Source organism: Aeromonas sp. R6-1, assembly GCF_040908165.1.
In the GTDB taxonomy this organism is placed as follows: Bacteria; Pseudomonadota; Gammaproteobacteria; order Enterobacterales; family Aeromonadaceae; genus Aeromonas; species Aeromonas caviae.
In genome coordinates this window covers 29,105-46,892 of the sequence record NZ_JBFODF010000046.1, presented here as the reverse complement: position 1 = coordinate 46,892, position 17,788 = coordinate 29,105, and the positions used below count along the sequence as shown (strand labels likewise).

Sequence of the window (17,788 nt, the reverse complement as noted above, 5' to 3'; positions counted from 1 at the left end):
ATGGATGGACTCAGTGATGAGCGCATCTTGCTGACGCTGGCCAGCAAGATGCCTTACGGGAAATACAAGGGGCGGCGCATCATCGATATTCCCGAGCCCTATCTGGTATGGATGGCGCGAAGCGGTTTTCCGGCCGGTACCCTGGGCCAGTCTCTGGCACTGGCCTACGAGATAAAGCTCAATGGACTCGAGTCCATGATTATTCCCATTATTAACAGGATGTCAGAATGAGAATATATACAAGGCAAGGGGACAAAGGGCTCACGCGACTGGCCGATGGCACTTCCCTGGCCAAAGACGATAAACGTGTCGAGACCTATGGCGCCATCGACGAGCTGAATTCCCAAATAGGCTTGTTGATGGCTGAAATACCCGCCGAGGAGACGACACTCCTGGCCGATCTCATATTGTTGCAGCAGGAGCTGTTTGATCTGGGCGGGGAGCTGGCATTTTCCAGTGAATCACAAACGGATACGCTGTGGCAGGTGAACGAGGCTTGGACGAACAGGCTCGAGCAACAGATCGATGCCTACAGTGCCGGGTTGCCGGTGCTGCGCAATTTTATTTTGCCGAGCGGTTCGCGGGCGGCGGCCCAGGCACATGTGGTGCGTACCCTGACCCGTCGCTGCGAGCGCCTGCTGCTTGGGTTGAGCCGCGTAGAGCGGGTGAATCCGGCCGTTTTGCCCTATCTCAACCGGCTGAGCGACTGGTTTTTCACCATCGCCCGATACTTGCTGGTATCGTCAGGCACCCCGGAGATCCTCTGGGTCAAGGCGGCTAACAGAGGCTGACCACCGCACGAAGCAGCAATAAAAAAACCTCGCCTTGCGAGGTTTTTTTATTGCTGTGGAAAGGGGCCTGATATTGCTGTCAGATAGCAAAGGCTTCCACGGATTTGCCTTCAGCAACGGCCTTGGCAATGACCGAGGGCATGCGGCCCTGACCGGTCCAGGTTTTTTCCACACCATTGTCCAGATAACGATATTTGGCGGGGCGGGGCGCACGTTTGCTGACCTTGGTATTCTCGGGAACCACGGTGTTGACCAATTCGGCGGGATCGATCCCAGCGGCCTTCAGCATTTCGGCATATTCGGCAATTTTCTTTTGATGTTCTTCACGGGCCTGGCGTTCGGCGGATTCATCTTGCCGACGTTCATCGACGATGGTGGAGAGCTTTTCCAAGCCTTCTTCCAGTTGTTCCAGCGTCAAATCGCGGCAAACTGCACGCAGGCTACGGATATTCAACAGCACTTTCAGAAATTCGTTCATATTGGCTACCACGCGAGCAAAATATTAAGGGAAGAACTGGTTTTTCGATAATTTATAGGGGTGTTTGGCACCAAGTCAAGCCTGCCAAAATAATTAATTAGGCTGATAAATTAAGTCTTGAAATAGGTATGAAGGATATTTTTATCCGTTTGACGGGCCAACATCTTCGAATGGGTTCATGTCAGATGAAAATATCGCCAGCGGAGTCTTTGATGAACCATTTGACTACCTTTACAGATATGGGGGCCACAGAAACCTTGAAATTTAATCAAAAAACTTGCTATCACCCGGCGGCTCGATAAAATGTGCCGCGAATACCTTTAAGTAGAGGCGCGCTGCCTATGAGTAACCGAGCGGAGGGTGATGCCTGCGATGCTCGATGAAAGGAGTCGGCGCCGAAGTGACCAGGCCATCATACCGGGTTGCTGGTTCTGCATCTAATAGGTGCAGGACTGCCATAGTCATCCACTATGGAGCGCTACCTGAAGGGGCTGAGGAGTATACCCTCCCCATGGGTTTTGTTTCTTTGATCCTCTCGGTAGATCTCCACCTGTTGTCTTTAGGTGCAAAGAGATCATGGACATCGTTCATTACGCCGACTCCGGTTGGTCCGTCGTTCCCCCCCTGCTGGCCGTTGCGCTGGCGATCATCACTCGCCGCGTCCTGGTGTCGCTGGGGGTGGGCATAGTCGCAGGCAGCCTGCTGCTCAACCAGTTCTCTCCCCTTGCGTCCCTGCATTACATGCTCGATACCGTGCTCAGGATCTTCTGGGTCGACGGTGCGCTCAATCGTGACAACGTCAACATGATCCTCTTCATGTTGCTGCTGGGCGGCCTCATCAGCCTGATGAGCGTCTCCGGTGCGACCCGGGCGTTTGCCGAGTGGGCGGAGCGCCGCGCCAAGACCCGCAAGGGTGCCAAGTCCCTGACCGGTCTGATGGTGTTCGCCTTCTTCATCGACGACTTCTTCCATAGTCTGTCGGTGGGGGCCATCTGCCGTCCGGTGACCGATCGCTTCCAGATCTCCCGCGCCAAGCTGGCCTATCTGCTGGACTCCACCGCCGCGCCGGTCTGCGTGCTGATGCCGATCTCCTCCTGGGGGGCCTACATCATCGCCCTCGTCGGCGGCATCATGGCGGCTCATGGTCTGACCGACCAGAGTCCCATCTCCGCCTTCGTCGAAATGATCCCCATGAACCTCTATGCGGTGTTCACCCTGATCATGGTGCTGGTGGTGATCGCCTTCCAGCTCGACATCGGCCCCATGCGTCAGCATGAGCAGTGGGCACTGGAGGGCAAGCTGTGGGACGAGTCCAAGGGGCGCCCTATCGGGCTCGACATGGAGAGCCCGGAGGAGAGCAATGGCGGCATGATTGACATGGTGCTGCCCATCCTGACCCTGACCCTGGCCACCGTCTATTTCATGATTGACTCCGGGGCTGCGGTGCTGGCCGACAAGGGGCTGCCGTTCAGCGTGCTCGGCTCCTTCGAGAACACCAACGTCGGCTCCTCCCTGGTCTATGGTGCCCTGTGCAGCCTGGTGGTCTCCATCGGTCTGGCCATGCGCCTCAAGCTCGGGGCAAGCAACTGGATGAAGGCGGCTCCGCAGGGGATCATGGCCATGCTGCCCGCCATCAACATCCTGCTGTTCGCCTGGACCATCGGCGCCGTGGTGCGCGATGTGGAGACCGGTAAATACCTGGCCTCCCTGGCCAATGGCAATCTGCCGGTGGAAGTGCTGCCCGCCGTGGTCTTCGTGCTCTCCTGTGCCATGGCGTTTGCCACCGGCACCAGCTGGGGTACCTTCGGCATCATGCTGCCGCTGGCCGGCGACATGGCGGCCGCCAGCGACATCAGTCTGATGCTGCCCATGCTGGCCGCCGTACTGGCAGGGTCCGTGTTCGGAGATCACAGCTCCCCCATCTCCAGCACCAGCATCCTGTCTGCCACCGGGGCCGGTTGCCATCACATCGATCACGTGATGACCCAGCTGCCCTATGCCCTGGCCATCGCCTTTGGCGCTGCGCTCGGCTACCTGGTGATGGGGCTGATGCACTCCGCGCTGGCCGGTTTCACCGTGAGCGGGCTCTGGTTCCTGATCTTCTCCGGTTACCATTTGCGCAAAGCCCGGGCGTATAACGCCGTGGCAGTCGCATAAGAGAACAAGGGGCCTGCGGGCCCCTTGGTTTTGGCAGGGGCTTTGGTTAGCATGCGCCCCATCACTCCCGTTTCGGAACCCCATCATGGCTTCACTGCACTACAAATTTGCCACCATGAACTCAGGCAAATCGACCCAGCTCATCCAGGCCCACTTCAACTATCTGGAGCGTGGCATGTATCCGCTGGCCATGACGCCCGCCATCGACGATCGCTTCGGTGCCGGTGTCATCAGTGCCAGGGTCGGCCTTGAGCTGAAAGTGGAGGTGTTCAGCGACAGCTGCGATCTCTTCGAGATGGTCAAGGCGCGTCACGCAAAGCGGCACATCGATGTCTTCATCGTTGACGAGGCGCAGTTCCTGACCCGTGAGCAGGTCTACCAGCTCGCCCGCATCGTCGACGAGCAGGACATTCCGGTGATCGCCTATGGTCTCAAGACCGATTTTCGCGGCGAACTGTTTCCCGGCTCCTACCACCTGCTCTGTCTGGCGGACAAGTTCGAGGAGCTAAAAAGCATCTGCTGGTGCGGCAACAAGGCCCACATGAACTCGCGGGTCAACGAGGCGGGGCAGGTGATGCGCGACGGTGAGCAGGTGGAGATCGGCGGCAACGATCGCTATGTGTCGCTCTGCCGCAAGCACTATCTGGAAGGACGGGCCTTCAAGTAACCCGTGGCTGGCTCGTGCAGCCTGGACACCAAAGAGGGCGCCCATCTGGCGCCCTCTTTGTCTGTGGGAGTCAGTCGATCTCGATGTCGACGGGGGCGATGATGGGGTCGGCCGCCGGCAGGCGGTGGAAGAGCTGGCGAAAATGCTGCTGTACCCGGCCTATGTCCACCAGGGACATGCCGGAGGCGAAGCCGAACCAGACGTAGAGCCCGGTGAGGTCGCGAAACATGGGAGGGAGGTAGCGGGGGGCGTCGATGAGCCCCTCCAGATAGTGCTGATAGAGCACGGGAATGTCGTCCAGGGTCACCTTGCCGACGAACAGCATGGGCAGGATCTCCGGCACCCCCTCCAGCACGGCGCTGCGAATGAAGTTAACCGTCTCCACATAGCCCTTCACATAGGAGAGATCCTTGGTAAAGCAGGCGCCCCCCTCGACCATGCCACCGCGAAACACCCGCTGGGTGATCTTGTAGGCGTCGTGCTCGCTGGCCCCCTTGGCCACGAAGTGGCGGAACACCTCGATGAAATCGGCGCCACGCTCCGCCATGTCGATGGCCATGACCCGATCCGAGATGCGCTTGGCCCTGTCCGGGAAGGAGCTGAACGTGAGGGTCTCGATGAGTACCGCCAGCCCCTCCTGACAGGCGGTGATGCGGGGTGAGCCGGCGCCGAGCCAGGTGGCGTAAGATTGCTGGCGGCCGTTGAGGGTGGTGCCGACGTGAACCCAGCCTTCGTGTACCTCCAGCACCTGCAGATCGAGCTCCGAGAAACGGGCATGAGAGTTGAGCTTGATGTAATCCCCCCCGGCGGCGGCATCGGAGACGATGCCATCGCTGAGCTTGACCTGGACTGTGCCGTCGCTGAAGTAGCTCGACAGCTTGCCCTGCAACCTCGCCACCGCGGCTTCCCCCTCGAACTCCTTGGGGTAGGGGCGCACCAGGTGGCGGGCGCCGGGCAGGGAGAAGATATCGCACAATCTGGCCCCCAGCTCCTTCAGGGTCTTGCGATCCCCGCGCAGGTGATCGCTTGCCGAGCCGTAGAGGCGCTGGCTGTAGCGCTGAAAGTCCGGCTGCCCGCGCTGGCGCAGCATCTCGATGACCACCATGTACTGATCCACCGTCTCTTGCAGGATCCGGCCGAGATCGTCCTGGGGGCCGAGGCGCCGGCGGATCCTGTCCCTCAGCTCCTTGAGCTCAAGGTACTTGTTGCGGGGATCGAACCCCAGGGGGAGGGATTCATAGAAGTGCCTGTCGATGGCGGGCAGTGCCTTGCCGCCACTTGCCAGAAAGTCGCTTTGCAGGTGACGGGGCCATTTGATGGCATCCAGGATGCGGATGGGTTTTTGCAGGGCGAGCAGTTCATCCGAGAGGGATTTGAGGTGCAGGCGATACTTTTCTTGGATGGTCATCGGGCTCTTTGGAGGCGAGTGCGCTACGAGAATGGCTGAGTATAGGCACAGGGCCTGTCAAAAAGAAGCGAGACGACGGGGATCCGGCCTGTGTGCTTTTGGTTGTCTGAAAATTGGTTTAGACTGCGCCCCTTGATCTCTACCGTGTCGTGAAAATGATGAATATCCCCAGCTCTGAAATGATAATGCGTTGGTTGCAACAGGCCCGGATCGAGCACTATGTGTGCGATCAGTGTCATGGCATCCACATGGTCTCCCTGCAGTCCGTCGAGGGCATCCAGGAGAGCCGGATCTTCGTGGAAGAGGAAGGGCTGCTGTTCTCATCCGAGCTGGAAGTGCGCCCCTCATCGCTGCTGCCCCTGGTGGCCGAACTGGGTCGTCTCAACATGCAATATCCGTCCCTCAAGGTGTTCCTCGACATCATCGATGACAACCTGCCACGCCTCGTTGTGGGTCACACCGTCTTTACCAAGGCGGGTCTCACCGTCGAGCAGTTCCTGCTGTTCGTTGAAAGCACTACGGCAGCCACCCATGAAGTGGTTTCCGAATGTGAACGCCTTGGCTTCCTCAATCTGCCTGAAATCCAGGTCGCACCGGAATCCGTTCACTGACCTCAGCACCTGAACTGTGCGTTTAATGTGCGAACGGTTCGCTGCGGCTAAAAAGCCGTTGACGGCGGCGGGGCTTTCCCCTAAATTACGCCCCGTTCCAGCGCAACGGCGCAGCGAACACCGTGTTGGCTGAACACGTTAAACCACAGACAAAATTTGGTGCGGTATCCGAGAGGCTGCCCACCGACGAAGTCGGCAAGATGCACGCGCAGCGCGCTCCGAAAGCCACTTCAAACAGTAAAAATTTGGTGAGGTGTCCGAGTGGCTGAAGGAGCACGCCTGGAAAGTGTGTATACGGCAACGTATCGAGGGTTCGAATCCCTCCCTCACCGCCAAATAAAACAAAAGGCCCCGTCGCAAGACGGGGCCTTTTGTTTTTCCGGTAACCGGCAATCTGGTCTCTACCCGGTATCGACAGGCGGGTGGACTAGCCCTGCTGGAGTGGCATAGGCCGTACACCGGGCGACACCGGGATGTAGTCTGGTCAATGCCTCCCTTGCTGTCAGGTTTATCCTGATCGGTTTATCGCTCCCTAACCTTGTCCCGTCCCGTTATCTCTTCAACCTGGAGATATAGGGGATATTCCGGTACTTGTGCTCCCAGGGCAGGCCGTAGCCCACCAGCAGATCATCGCTCGTCATCTCGTAGGCATAAAACTGCTCGGCGGGGATAGCCACGCGCCCTGGTTTGACAAACAGGGTCGCGATGGACAGGGAACGTGGCGCAAACGCCTGCAGGTGCGCGACCAGCCGCCTCATGGTACCCCCCGATTCGATGGCGTCGTCCATCAGGATGACGTCTCTGCCCTGGATGCCGACATTGTTGCGAAAGACGATGGGAGAGGCATTGTGGCGCTCCCCCGGAGTGTGGGGGCAGGAGATGTAGTCCATGGCGATGTCAAAGCGCAGCGCCCTGACGACATCGGCGGTAAACAGCATGCCGCCCGGCACCACGGTGATCACCACCGCCTCCGTGAATCGCTCGTTGAGCCGTTTGGCGATGACCTCGACGCCGAGCGCAATGTCCTCGGTATTTAATACCACGTCGCCGAAAACAGGGTTTCTCATGGCAGCTCCTGACAGGTTGTAGAAAGAGGGGTGGCCCGGGGTGCCAGCCCCACGCCTCTGCTGAGGAGCAGGGCCAGCACCATCAGCAAAACGACGCCGTGGAGGGCAGCCGGCAGACCGAATGCGTCGGCGACAAAGCCGACCAGGGAGGGGCTGGAGAGCAACCCGACATAGCCCAGGGTGGCGTCGCTTATCTGGGCGTTCAGTTTGGCTAAGGGGATGATGGAGGCCCAGGCCGCCGTGGCAAAGCCCGAGCAGAAGAAGGTGGCTCGGGTGGCGAGCCGCTCGTGCCGGGGCCGCCGACTGGAGAGTGTGGACAACATGGGGTCTCCTTGGATGACAGTCGAAGGAGGGGGCTGTGCCTGGGATCCTCCGAGCGAGGAGGTCATGCTATGATCATTTCGAGCTCATATGAACAAAAATGATCTTGTATTTGTTTGTATGTGTCCGTTGTGGCGATATGATGACCGCGATCAGCATGCATACATCCGAGGTAACAGCATGATCACGCTCATCATCACGGAGATGGACGGCACCTTCCTCATATAGCAGGGGGGATAACAACCGAGCCCTGTTTGCCGAGGTGGTTGCCTCCATGGCGCAGCAGGGGATACATTTTGCGCCCTGCACGGGAAAACAGGTCGATCGGGTCGAGGCGCTGCTGGGTAGCGCCCTGGGCCTGGCCATCATCCGTCGGTTGGAGCGTCTGCCGGGCGAGCATATCGTCATCGCCTGCACGGCGGCCTGCGCGGCGATCCGGGAGGAGGTGCCGGATCATCTGAAAGCCCTGGTGCGCCGCTCTTACACCCAGGTGCAGACGGTCGCCGATTTTGGTGACATCACCGCGGACGTTGTGAAGATCACCGTCTATGACGAGCAGGGTCGCTGCCTGGATCTGCGGGGCCAGCTTGGCGAGTGTGATGACGAGGCCTACATAGTGGCGTCCGACCAGCAGTGGATAGACATCGCCAATGCCGGCGTGCACAAGGGGACAACGGTGGCCAGGTTGCAGCAGCTGGTCGGCGCCGGTCGTCATGAGACCCTGGTCTTTGGCGACGGGCTCAATGACATCGAGCTGATGGCGTGCGCCGACTTCAGTTTCGCCATGCGCAATGGCCACGACGGACCAAGGACGCCGCCCATTTCATCACCCGCTCGAACGATGATGATGCCGTCATGCATACCATCTTGCAACTGCTCGCACTGCAGAGGCAGAGGCAGGGGGCGTGAGGCGGGCCGGGCGATGATCGCCCGGCCATTACAAGGGAACACCATGGACAAGTATTCACCGGAGGAGCGACGGCTCCTCATTCTGGATCTGCTGGCCGCGCACCACAAAGTGATGGCGGCGGAGCTGGCGGAGCCGCTGGGCACCACGGAGGCGACCATCAGGCGGGATCTGCGCTATCTGGCCGATGAGGGGCGCTGCAAGCGCATTCACGGTGGCGCCATCTCCCTGTCGCCCCAGACGGGGACCCTGACCGAGCGCAGTACCCAGCATGTTGCGCAGAAGCAGGCCCTGGCCGTGGCCGCCTTGAGCCTGGTCAAACCGAACCAGCTGATCTTCCTGGATGCCAGCAGCACCCACCTGCTGCTGGCCTCCCTCATGCCGGAGCACCAGAGCCTGACGGTGGTGACCAACAGCCCGGCCATCGCCTGCCGGCTGCTGGAGAGACCCGGCATCAGGACCATCCTCCTCGGTGGCGAGCAGGATCCGCTGGTCGGCGGGGCCGTCGACATCACGGCGGCAGAGGGCATCAACAAGTTCCGCTTCGACCTCGGCTTTCTGGGGGTCTGCGCCTGGTCCTCGGATCTTGGCTTCAGCGCCGTGCATTACCAGGACAGCGAGTTCAAGCGCCGGGTCGCGGAGCGTTGCGGCTCGCTGGCGGTGCTGTGCAATGACGACAAGCTGGAGTCCCTGGCCTCCTACCCCTTCCTGCACGCTGCGGATCTCGACTACCTGATCTGCACCCGGCAGGATCCGGTCCTGGTCAAGACGCTCGAAGGGGAGGGCTGCACCGTGATCACCGCCGGCTGATGCCGCCGCGAGAAGAGCGGGGGGAGGCCGGGGGCTGGAAGCAGCCCATAAAAAACGCCCCGTTCCCGGGGCGTTGGGAACGGGGCGCCTGCCAGCGTCCTCAGGCGAGGTCGAAGCGATCCAGGTTCATCACCTTGGTCCAGGCCGCCACAAAGTCCTTCACGAACTTCTCCTTGGCATCCGCACTGGCGTAGACCTCTGCCAGGGCGCGAAGCTGGGAGTTGGAACCGAACACCAGATCGACCCGGGTTCCGGTCCACTTCACCTTGCCGCTCTGGCGATCACGGCCTTCATAGACTCCCGGGCTGACCGCCGCCGGCTTCCACTCCGTGCCCATGTCGAGCAGGTTGACGAAGAAGTCGTTGGAGAGGGTGCCCGGGGTGGCGGTAAAGACCCCGTGGCAGTTGCCCGCGTTGGTGCCGAGCACCCGCATGCCGCCCACCAGTACCGTCATCTCGGGGGCACTCAGGGTGAGTAGCTGCGCCTTGTCGATCAGCATGGTCTCCGCGAAGCCCGCGCACTCGCCCGCGTAGTTGCGGAACCCGTCTGCGAGGGGCTCGAGCACGGCAAAGGAGTCGACGTCCGTCTGCGCCTGGGAGGCATCCATCCGGCCCGGAGTGAAGGGCACGGTCACGGCGACACCGGCTCTCTTCGCGGCCTGCTCGACCCCCACGCCGCCCGCTAGGACGATGAGATCGGCCAGGGATATCTTCTTGCCGCCGGTGGCGGAAGCGTTGAAGGTCTGCTGTATCCCGTCGAGGGCCTGAAGCACTTTCGCAAGCTGGGCAGGCTGGTTCACGGCCCAATCCTTTTGCGGGGCGAGCCGGATGCGGGCACCGTTGGCGCCACCGCGTTTGTCAGAGCCACGGAAGGTGGACGCTGAGGCCCAGGCGGTCGACACCAGCTCGGCCACGGACAGGGAGGCTGCCAGGATCTTCTCCTTGAGCAGGGCCACGTCCTTGTCATCGATCAGGGGATGATTGACGGCGGGGATGGGGTCTTGCCAGATCAGCTCCTCTTTGGGTACCTCCGGCCCCAGGTAGCGGGCGATGGGGCCCATGTCACGGTGGGTCAGCTTGAACCAGGCGCGGGCGAAGGCATCGGCGAAGGCCTGCGGATCCTCGTAGAAGTGGCGGGAGATCTTGCCAAACTCGGGGTCAAAGCGCAGGGTCAGGTCGGTAGTGAGCATGGTCGGCTTGTGGAACTTGCCCGGGATGTGCGCATCGGGAATGATCTCCGGTGCATCCTTGGCCACCCACTGCTTGGCGCCGGCAGGCGACTTGGTCAGCTCCCACTCGTAGTTGAACAGATTTTCAAAGAAGTTGTTGCTCCACAGGGCCGGTGTCTTGGTCCAGGTCACTTCGAGCCCGCTCGAGACGGTGTCCTTGCCATGGCCGCTGCCGTAGTCGCTCATCCAGCCGAGGCCCTGGGCCTCCAGAGGCGCGGCTTCCGGCTCAGGCCCCTTGTGGGATTCGGGCGCGGCGCCGTGGGCCTTGCCGAAGGTGTGGCCGCCCGCGATAAGGGCGACCGTCTCTTCATCGTTCATGGCCATGCGACCGAAGGTGGAACGGATGTCCTTGGCAGCCTCCATGTAGTCACCGCTGGCGTTGGGCCCTTCCGGGTTGACGTAGATGAGGCCCATGTGGGTGGCACCGAAGGGGGCCGTAAGCTCGCGATCGCCCTTGACCCGATCGGGATCGACCCCGAGCCAGGCAATTTCATCCCCCCAGTTGACGTCCTGATCCGGCTCCCACACGTCGGGCCGCCCACCGCCAAAGCCGAAGGTGCGAAAACCCATGGTCTCCAGGGCGACGTTGCCGGCGAGGATCAGCAGATCGGCCCAGGAGATCTTGTTGCCGTATTTCTGCTTGATGGGCCAGAGCAGGCGACGGGACTTGTCGATGTTGACGTTGTCAGGCCAGCTGTTGAGGGGGGCGAAGCGCTGTTGGCCACGGCCGCCGCCACCGCGACCGTCGGTGGTGCGATAGGTACCCGCAGCATGCCAGGTCATGCGGATGAACTGGGGGCCGTAGTGACCGAAGTCCGCCGGCCACCACTCCTGGGAATCCGTCATCAGCTTGACCAGATCTTTCTTGAGTGCCTTGTAATCCAGGCTGGCGAAGGCCTTGGCGTAGTCAAAGTCCTTGTCCATGGGATCGGCGCCGGGGGAATGCTGATGCAGCAGATCCAGCCGCAACTGGTTCGGCCACCAATCTCGATTGGTTCTGCCGACGCCGGCGGTGTGGTTGAAGGGGCATTTGCTTTCTTCACTCATCTCTGTCTCTCCTTGGCAGTCATGTGCAATGCAGACAACTCAGTATGGGAACTTTTCCTGCAACCGGCGGGGCATGTGACAGGTTGGGCCTTGGACCGGCATCGGGGGGTTATCAATAACTCCTTATATTTCAGCTAATTGATTAAGGATGGGATGACCGTATTACGAAAAGATGAATCGGTGCCATCGAATTTGGCTCTCCTGACATGGGATAAGAGAAGGAAGGAGCGCCCTGGCAGCCGTGTTATCAATCTTTTTATCCATAACACGAAGGATCAGACCTGGACTTGCGCTGGGTCATGGCATGGGGAGGGCTTGTCTTGAGCGGGGTAGAAAACCCCATTTTTGTGACGGCGGTCCGGATTGCATCCTGAGCAGGGCGACGGCGCCAGAGGATGGGGTGGGGGTGTTGCGCCAAAAAGCGGGCGGCGCAGAAACAAAAAGACCGGCCAGTGGCCGGTCCAAACAGACAGCGTGCTGCTGTCTCATCAGGCTGATCCCAGCCTGGAGGGGAATAATGGGGTGGCTGATGGGGCTCGAACCCACGACAACCGGAATCACAATCCGGGACTCTACCAACTGAGCTACAGCCACCACTGAAATCTGCCTTCGATACAGTAATCAAACTCATGTGTATCGATGGCGCGCCCTGCAGGATTCGAACCTGCGACCCACGGCTTAGAAGGCCGTTGCTCTATCCGACTGAGCTAAGGGCGCGTTGTATCAAGAAATCCGGGGATTTCCCGATGAACCTGGTCGGTGATAAAGGATTCGAACCTTTGACCCTCTGGTCCCAAACCAGATGCGCTACCGGGCTGCGCTAATCACCGAAAATTCGCCATCCAGCATACCTTCGGCGGCACCACTGGGCAACGGGCGGGCATCATACCCAAGCGCCAAAGTCAGCGTCAACGACTTTTTCCACCAGTAAATTCAAGTGCCTACTTATTGCCCTCCCTGCGAGAGCCGCTAACACCCGCGCCAAAAAAATGCGACAATGCGCCGCAGTTGAACACATGGTGAGTGAAGAACGATGTCTGCCAAAATCATTGATGGAAAACAGGTTGCGCAAACGATTCGCAATCAGGTCGCCGCGCAAGTCCAACAGCGGTTGGCGCAGGGGAAACGGGCACCGGGTCTGGCTGTGATCCTGGTGGGGCTGGATCCGGCCTCCCAAGTCTATGTGGGCAGCAAACGTCGCGCTTGTGAAGAGGTGGGATTTGTCTCCCGCTCCTATGACCTCAGCGCCACGGCGACACAAGCGGAGCTGCTGTCCCTGATCGACCAGCTCAACGAGGATCCGGAAGTAGACGGCATCCTGGTGCAGTTGCCCTTGCCGGCCCACTGCGATACCACCCAGGTGCTGGAGCGCATTCGTCCCGACAAGGACGTTGATGGCTTCCATCCCTACAACGTGGGTCGTCTGGCCCAGCGCATCCCGGCGCTGCGACCCTGCACCCCCAAGGGGATCATGACCCTGATCGAGACCACCGGCGTCAAGACCCATGGTCTGCATGCGGTGGTGGTCGGGGCTTCCAACATCGTGGGGCGCCCCATGACGCTGGAGCTGCTGCTGGCCGGTTGCACCACCACCACCTGTCACCGCTTCACCCAGGATCTGGAGACCCAGGTGCGTCGGGCCGACTTGCTGGTGGTGGCGGTGGGCAAGCCCAACTTCATTCCGGGGGAGTGGGTCAAACCCGGTGCCCTGGTGATCGACGTGGGCATCAACCGCCTTGCGGACGGCTCCCTGGTGGGAGATGTGGAGTATGAGACCGCGCGCAATCACGCCGCCTTCATCACGCCGGTACCGGGTGGCGTGGGCCCCATGACGGTCGCCAGCCTGATGGAGAACACCCTGAGCGCCTGCCAGGATTACCACGACGCCTGATGAGGGCGCCGGGCAGAAAAGAGAAAGGGAAGGCATTGCCTTCCCTTTTTTATTGCGTCACTCGCCCGGATCGCTACTGGATATCAGAGGAGGGCCAGGGCGGCGGCCAGATCGGCAATCAGGTCGTCGGCGTCTTCCACCCCGATGCTGAAGCGGATGAGATCGTCATTGACTCCGGCGGCGAGGCGGCTTGCCTCGTCCATGGCGGCGTGGGTGGTGCTGGCCGGATGGCAGGCCAGGCTCTCGAGATCGCCGAGGCTCACCGCCTGCACGAAGAGTTGCAGGTTGTCGAGCAGGGTGGCGCAGCGCTCAAACCCGCCTTCCAGCTCGATGCTCACCATGCCGCCAAAGCCGCTGGCGAAGGCGCCGAGGGCATCGTGGCCCGGATGGCTGGCAAGGCCCGGGTAGATCACCTTCTTCACCGCCGGGTGGGCATCCAGGAACTCGGCCACCTTCTGGGCGTTGTGCAGGTGGGCATCCATGCGCAGGGGAAGGGTCTTGACCCCCCGTTGCAGCAGGTAGGCCTCCTGGGGGCCGATGGGAGAGCCGATGTGCTTGAGGGCCACGGTGCGAATCGACTTCATCAGCGCGTGAGAGCCCGCCACCACCCCGGCGATGATGTCGCCGTGACCGCCCAGGTACTTGGTGCCGCTGTGCATGACGATGTCGATGCCAAGCTCGAGCGGGCGCAGCAGATAGGGGGTGAGGAAGGTGTTGTCACACACCGTGATGGCACCCACCTTGCGGGCCGCCTCCACCACCACCCGCGGATCCACCACCTTGAGGGTGGGATTGGTCAGGGTTTCAAAGAGTACCACCTTGGTGGCGGGGCGGATGTTGGCCAGCAGCGCCTGATCGCTCTCGTAGGCGGTGATCTTGATGCCGGCGCGGCTGAAGGTCTGCTTGAGGAAGGCATCGGTGCCGCCGTAGAGGGGGCCGATATAGGCCACTTCATCACCGCTGTCTGCCAGGGCATACATGATGGCACTCACCGCCGCCATGCCGCTGGCCACCACCAGTGCCTCATCTGCACCTTCGAGGGCTGCCAGCTTCTGCTCCAGTTCGGCGGTGGTAGGGTTGCCAAAGCGGCTGTAGATGAAGCCGGGGGCTTGACCTGCGAAGCGCTCCTTGCCCGCCTGGGCGTTGAAGTAGCTGAAGGTGCTGCTCTGGTAGAGCGGGGTGGTGAGGGCGCCGGTCTGGGGATCGATCCGCTGGCCGCTGTGCACGCTCATGGTCTTGAATTTCATTTTTTTACTCCGTCATTGTCAGGTCGTTGCCCGACTGCTTGTGTTATCCGGGGCGCCGTCGCGCCCCTTTTTTAATGTCGATTGGCGGGTTGTCAGACTAGCGCTGGCTCGCGCTGCGGCTCGCCTGCATAGTGGCGGGCCGCCACATCCGGGTGGGAGCGCAGCCTCCCCTTTAGCACGTTCTCCCCCACCTGATAAAAGAGCGGGTTGGCGGGATCGCTCTGGGGCCCTTCTGCCAGCGCCGCCAGCTCGGGGGAGAGGCTAAGCAGTGGCACAGTCGCATCCAGCCTGGCCGCCATGAAGAAGGCGCAGGAGAGGCGCGATACCCCGGGAGGGGGGCTCTGCACCCGGTGCAGGGTGGCCTTGAGGTAGCCGTCGGACGCGAGCTCCAGCAGCTCGCCGATGTTGACCACCAGGGCGCCCGGCAGGGGGGGCGCGGGGATCCAGCCATCCGCCGTCTCCACTTCGAGCCCGGAATGATCGTCCTGCATCACCAGCGTCAGGTAGCCGGGATCCTTGTGGGCACCTACCCCCTGACCACTGCTGCCTTCCGGTTGTCCGGGGTAGTGAATGAGCTTCATGTGCTGGTAGGGGGCACCGCGAATGCTCTCGTCAAATACGCAGGCGGGCTGCCCCAGCACCTCTGCGAAGGCGTCCAGCAGGGTGAGGGTGATGTCGCTCAGTCGATCCTGCCATGCCAGCAGACGTGTCTTCATCTCGGGCAGGGCGGCGGGCCACTGATTGGGGCCGATGAGGCGCTGCCAGGGTTCACGAATGTGCGCCACAGGCAGGGCCTGGGCCTCGTTCATGATATCGAACTGCTCCCGCAGATCCGGCCGTGCCCGGGTGAGCTCTGCCCCCACCTGGTTGTAACCGCGAAAGTGGGGGGAGTGGACCATCTGCACCGCCAGTTTTTCTTCAAGTGGCAGGGCGAAGAAGCGGGCGGCGAGCGCCAGGGTCTCCTGGCGCGCCGATTCGCTCAGATCATGGCCCACCAGATAGAAAAAGCCCACTTCGCGGGCGGCCTGGCCAAGCTGCGTCAGCATCTGGCTGCGTGCAGCCGGGGTGCCCTTGAGGGCGGCGAGATCGATGATCGGCAATGATGGGGTGGTCATGGGCATCTCCTCACTTTCCGTGAACGGGGTCTGCGTGCCCCGGCGTGCGGGGTGTTGCGAAACCGGGGCGCACTCTTCTTGAGTGGCGCCGTTTGGGTTGAGGGTGATGCTACTGTTCGAGGTTATAAGGTGGAAGCAACAAAATATTCTTAGTTATATACAAAATTCGAAATGGAATTCGGACTTGAGCGAATGGAACGAGCAACGGGCGGCTCAGGCGGCGATCTGCCGTACCGGGTGAGAGCGACATTGGCGTGACGGGATAGACGGAGGGAGGCATCCGCCTCCCTCCGTGTGACTGTCATGGGAAGGGTTGCTGGCGCGCCTTTCCTCAATAACCCAGGGTGAAACGCTGGCGCAGGTGAGCCGGTGCTTGCGCCTCGTTCAGCACCCCGTCCGCCAGATCGCCGACCGTGATCCCGGCGGGCTGCTCGCCGCTGAACAGCACTTGATCCGTGCCAAGGCGGTAACCGCCGCGCTTCTCGCCGGGTTCGAGGAACACGGGCGGGGAGACGAAACGCCAGTCGAGGGTGGTTTCCCGGCGAAGGGCGATGAGACCGTCCCGGGCCGCGAGGGCCCCTTGCTTCCACTCTGCCGGGAACTCCGGGGTGTCCACCAACTGCACGCCCGGGGCGATTTCCAGACTGCCGGCACCGCCGACCACCAGCAGCCAGCTCCCGGCGTCGTTGGCGGCGGCCACGATGGCGCTGGCCCCCTTGAGGTACTGATCGTAGATGTTCGGGGCACTCCAGCCCGGGTTGTAGGTACTGATCACCCGATCGTGCCCCTTGAGCACCTTGGCCAGTGCCTGGCTGTCCTGGGCGTCCACCGCCACGGCGGTGACTTGCGGGTGAGCGGCGACCTTGCTCACGTCACGCACGATGGCGGTGACCTGATGACCGCGGCTGACGGCCTCCTGGAGGATGGCTGAACCGACAAAACCGCTGGCACCGATGAGGGCAATCTTCATGGGAATTCTCCTTCACTGTGGGAATGGGGCTATCCTACGCCCCCGAGTGTGATTTAATAATCCACTTAAAATTGCATTCACTTGTAAGCAGGGCTTCATAATGGATCAGCTCAGACGCTACGCCATCTTCGCGGCCGTGGTGGAGGCGGGCAGCATGACCGGTGCCGCCAAGGCCCTCGGCATGACCCCGTCCGCCGTCAGCCAGCATATCAGTCAACTGGAGAGCCAGCTCGGCCTGCCCCTGCTGCACCGCTCCACCCGCCGCCTCAGCCTGACCGAAGCGGGGGAGGTGGTGTGGCAGGGCTGCCAGTCGTTGCAGCAGACCCTGAACGACACCGAGCTGCGCCTCTCGGAGGTGCGCGACAGCCTGCTCGGAGAAGTGCGGATCACCGCGCCGGTGGGGATGGCCGGCCAGCCCCTGGCGCGGGCGTTTTCGCCGCTGCTGCAGGCGCACCCGGGCCTGGGCATCCAGATCATTGCCGACGACGAGAAGCGGGATCTCATCAAGGATCGCATCGACGTGGCGCTGCGGGTCGGCACGCTTGAAGATTCCACCCTGGTGGCGCGCAGGCTGGGTCAGACCCGGATGCTGCTGTGTGCCTCGCCCGCCTATCTGGCACGCAAGGGCACGCCGCGCAGCCCGGCGGATCTGCTGGCCCACGACTGGCTGGCCTCGGACATGCTGGGGGGCGGGATACTGCTGCTGGACGAAAAGGGGGAGGCCCACAAGATCAAGCCCAAGCCCAGGGTGCTGTGCAACAACGTCTTGCCCCTGCGCCAGTTTACCCTGGCAGGGCAGGGGATTTCGCTGCAACCGGAAGGTGAAATAGAAGAAGATCTCGCCATCGGTCGGTTGCTCGTGCTGCTGCCGGGCTTTTTGGCCCCTCCCATGGAGATCCATGCCATCACCCCCCAGCGGGAGATCCCGGAGAAGGTGCGGCGGGTGATCAGCGCCCTTCGCAGCCACTTTGCCGAGCATGGCCAGAGCCGTCTACCTTGAGCGAGGCGGGATGAATAGCCAGGCGGTGCGCCGGCCTTGCGGTCGGCGCGACACCCCTGTTTAATGTGGCCCT

The 17,788-nt window shown here is 61.5% G+C and carries 16 protein-coding genes, 4 tRNA genes and 1 riboswitch; of the genes, 9 read left to right on the top strand and 11 right to left on the bottom strand.

Translation table 11 applies throughout. The annotated features are described in order from the left end of the window. Both AB5Y68_RS15220 and AB5Y68_RS15215 read left to right on the top strand, forming a co-directional pair. Nucleotides 1-231, top strand: a complete 231-nt coding sequence (locus AB5Y68_RS15220; RefSeq protein ID WP_039038687.1) for a DUF3820 family protein — start codon at nt 1-3, stop codon at nt 229-231. Further along, nucleotides 228-791 (top strand): cob(I)yrinic acid a,c-diamide adenosyltransferase, encoded by a 564-nt coding sequence (locus AB5Y68_RS15215; RefSeq protein ID WP_039038686.1) that lies wholly within the window; start codon nt 228-230, stop codon nt 789-791. The genes AB5Y68_RS15220 and AB5Y68_RS15215 overlap by 4 nt, the downstream gene beginning before the upstream one ends. A gap of 79 nt (nt 792-870) precedes the next feature. Here the strand turns inward: AB5Y68_RS15215 and AB5Y68_RS15210 are convergent, their stop codons facing one another. Further along, a complete protein-coding gene (locus tag AB5Y68_RS15210) occupies nt 871-1,269 on the bottom strand; it encodes an H-NS family nucleoid-associated regulatory protein (RefSeq protein WP_039041259.1) in 399 nt (132 codons plus the stop codon). 317 nt (nt 1,270-1,586) lie between these two features. Next, a riboswitch (Lysine riboswitch) is annotated at nt 1,587-1,758 on the top strand. 87 nt (nt 1,759-1,845) lie between these two features. Between AB5Y68_RS15210 and AB5Y68_RS15205 the strand changes: the two genes are divergently transcribed. Together AB5Y68_RS15205 and AB5Y68_RS15200 are read left to right on the top strand one after the other, a co-directional pair. Further along, the gene (locus AB5Y68_RS15205; RefSeq protein WP_039041260.1) at nt 1,846-3,426 is read left to right on the top strand and encodes a Na+/H+ antiporter NhaC family protein; all 1,581 of its coding nucleotides are present in this window, start codon (nt 1,846-1,848) and stop codon (nt 3,424-3,426) included. Nucleotides 3,427-3,511: 85 nt separating this feature from the next. Next, nucleotides 3,512-4,093: a thymidine kinase gene (locus tag AB5Y68_RS15200; RefSeq protein WP_010674989.1), complete on the top strand. Its 582-nt coding sequence runs from the start codon at nt 3,512-3,514 to the stop codon at nt 4,091-4,093. A 70-nt stretch (nt 4,094-4,163) separates the two neighbouring features. Here AB5Y68_RS15200 and AB5Y68_RS15195 read toward each other — a convergent pair whose 3' ends face one another. Further along, nucleotides 4,164-5,501, bottom strand: a complete 1,338-nt coding sequence (locus AB5Y68_RS15195; protein WP_010674988.1) for a flavohemoglobin expression-modulating QEGLA motif protein — start codon at nt 5,499-5,501, stop codon at nt 4,164-4,166. A 155-nt stretch (nt 5,502-5,656) separates the two neighbouring features. Between AB5Y68_RS15195 and AB5Y68_RS15190 the strand changes: the two genes are divergently transcribed. Together AB5Y68_RS15190 and AB5Y68_RS15185 are read left to right on the top strand one after the other, a co-directional pair. Beyond that, nucleotides 5,657-6,112, top strand: coding sequence for a YbjN domain-containing protein (locus AB5Y68_RS15190; protein ID WP_160839247.1), 456 nt, complete (start codon nt 5,657-5,659; stop codon nt 6,110-6,112). A gap of 247 nt (nt 6,113-6,359) precedes the next feature. After that, nucleotides 6,360-6,447: transfer RNA gene (locus tag AB5Y68_RS15185), tRNA-Ser, on the top strand. A 216-nt stretch (nt 6,448-6,663) separates the two neighbouring features. Here the strand turns inward: AB5Y68_RS15185 and AB5Y68_RS15180 are convergent. Beyond that, the gene (locus AB5Y68_RS15180; protein ID WP_039041262.1) at nt 6,664-7,179 is read right to left on the bottom strand and encodes a phosphoribosyltransferase; all 516 of its coding nucleotides are present in this window, start codon (nt 7,177-7,179) and stop codon (nt 6,664-6,666) included. Continuing rightward, nucleotides 7,176-7,502 (bottom strand): hypothetical protein, encoded by a 327-nt coding sequence (locus tag AB5Y68_RS15175; RefSeq protein ID WP_039041263.1) that lies wholly within the window; start codon nt 7,500-7,502, stop codon nt 7,176-7,178. Before AB5Y68_RS15175 ends, AB5Y68_RS15180 begins: the two co-directional genes overlap by 4 nt. 272 nt (nt 7,503-7,774) lie before the next feature. Here AB5Y68_RS15175 and AB5Y68_RS15170 point away from each other — a divergent pair, with 272 nt between their 5' ends. After that, nucleotides 7,775-9,217, top strand: a complete 1,443-nt coding sequence (locus AB5Y68_RS15170) for an HAD hydrolase family protein (RefSeq protein ID WP_200886041.1) — start codon at nt 7,775-7,777, stop codon at nt 9,215-9,217. A 100-nt stretch (nt 9,218-9,317) separates the two neighbouring features. Here the strand turns inward: AB5Y68_RS15170 and katG are convergent, their stop codons facing one another. The 4 genes from katG to AB5Y68_RS15150 all read right to left on the bottom strand — a co-directional run bounded on the left by katG (nt 9,318) and on the right by AB5Y68_RS15150 (nt 12,322). Further along, entirely contained in the window at nt 9,318-11,492 is a 2,175-nt protein-coding gene (gene katG / locus AB5Y68_RS15165) for a catalase/peroxidase HPI (protein ID WP_039041266.1), read from the bottom strand. Nucleotides 11,493-12,010: 518 nt separating this feature from the next. Further along, nucleotides 12,011-12,086, bottom strand: a tRNA-His gene (locus AB5Y68_RS15160). Between the two features lie 46 nt (nt 12,087-12,132). After that, a tRNA-Arg gene (locus AB5Y68_RS15155) sits at nt 12,133-12,209 on the bottom strand. 36 nt (nt 12,210-12,245) lie between these two features. Then, a tRNA-Pro gene (locus AB5Y68_RS15150) sits at nt 12,246-12,322 on the bottom strand. Between the two features lie 203 nt (nt 12,323-12,525). On the opposite strand from AB5Y68_RS15150, the gene folD reads away from it, so the two are divergent. Then, entirely contained in the window at nt 12,526-13,383 is an 858-nt protein-coding gene (folD, locus tag AB5Y68_RS15145) for a bifunctional methylenetetrahydrofolate dehydrogenase/methenyltetrahydrofolate cyclohydrolase FolD (RefSeq protein ID WP_010674955.1), read from the top strand. An 83-nt stretch (nt 13,384-13,466) separates the two neighbouring features. On the opposite strand, the gene AB5Y68_RS15140 is transcribed toward folD, so the two are convergent. From AB5Y68_RS15140 to AB5Y68_RS15130, 3 genes are all read right to left on the bottom strand, one after another. Next, nucleotides 13,467-14,630 (bottom strand): PLP-dependent aspartate aminotransferase family protein, encoded by a 1,164-nt coding sequence (locus AB5Y68_RS15140; protein WP_039041267.1) that lies wholly within the window; start codon nt 14,628-14,630, stop codon nt 13,467-13,469. A 92-nt stretch (nt 14,631-14,722) separates the two neighbouring features. Continuing rightward, a complete protein-coding gene (locus AB5Y68_RS15135; protein WP_052258933.1) occupies nt 14,723-15,745 on the bottom strand; it encodes an isopenicillin N synthase family oxygenase in 1,023 nt (340 codons plus the stop codon). Nucleotides 15,746-16,076: 331 nt separating this feature from the next. After that, nucleotides 16,077-16,715: an NAD(P)-dependent oxidoreductase gene (locus AB5Y68_RS15130; protein WP_039041268.1), complete on the bottom strand. Its 639-nt coding sequence runs from the start codon at nt 16,713-16,715 to the stop codon at nt 16,077-16,079. Nucleotides 16,716-16,815: 100 nt separating this feature from the next. Between AB5Y68_RS15130 and AB5Y68_RS15125 the strand changes: the two genes are divergently transcribed. After that, nucleotides 16,816-17,715, top strand: coding sequence for a LysR family transcriptional regulator (locus tag AB5Y68_RS15125; protein ID WP_039041269.1), 900 nt, complete (start codon nt 16,816-16,818; stop codon nt 17,713-17,715). The last annotated feature ends 73 nt before the right edge of the window (nt 17,716-17,788 follow it).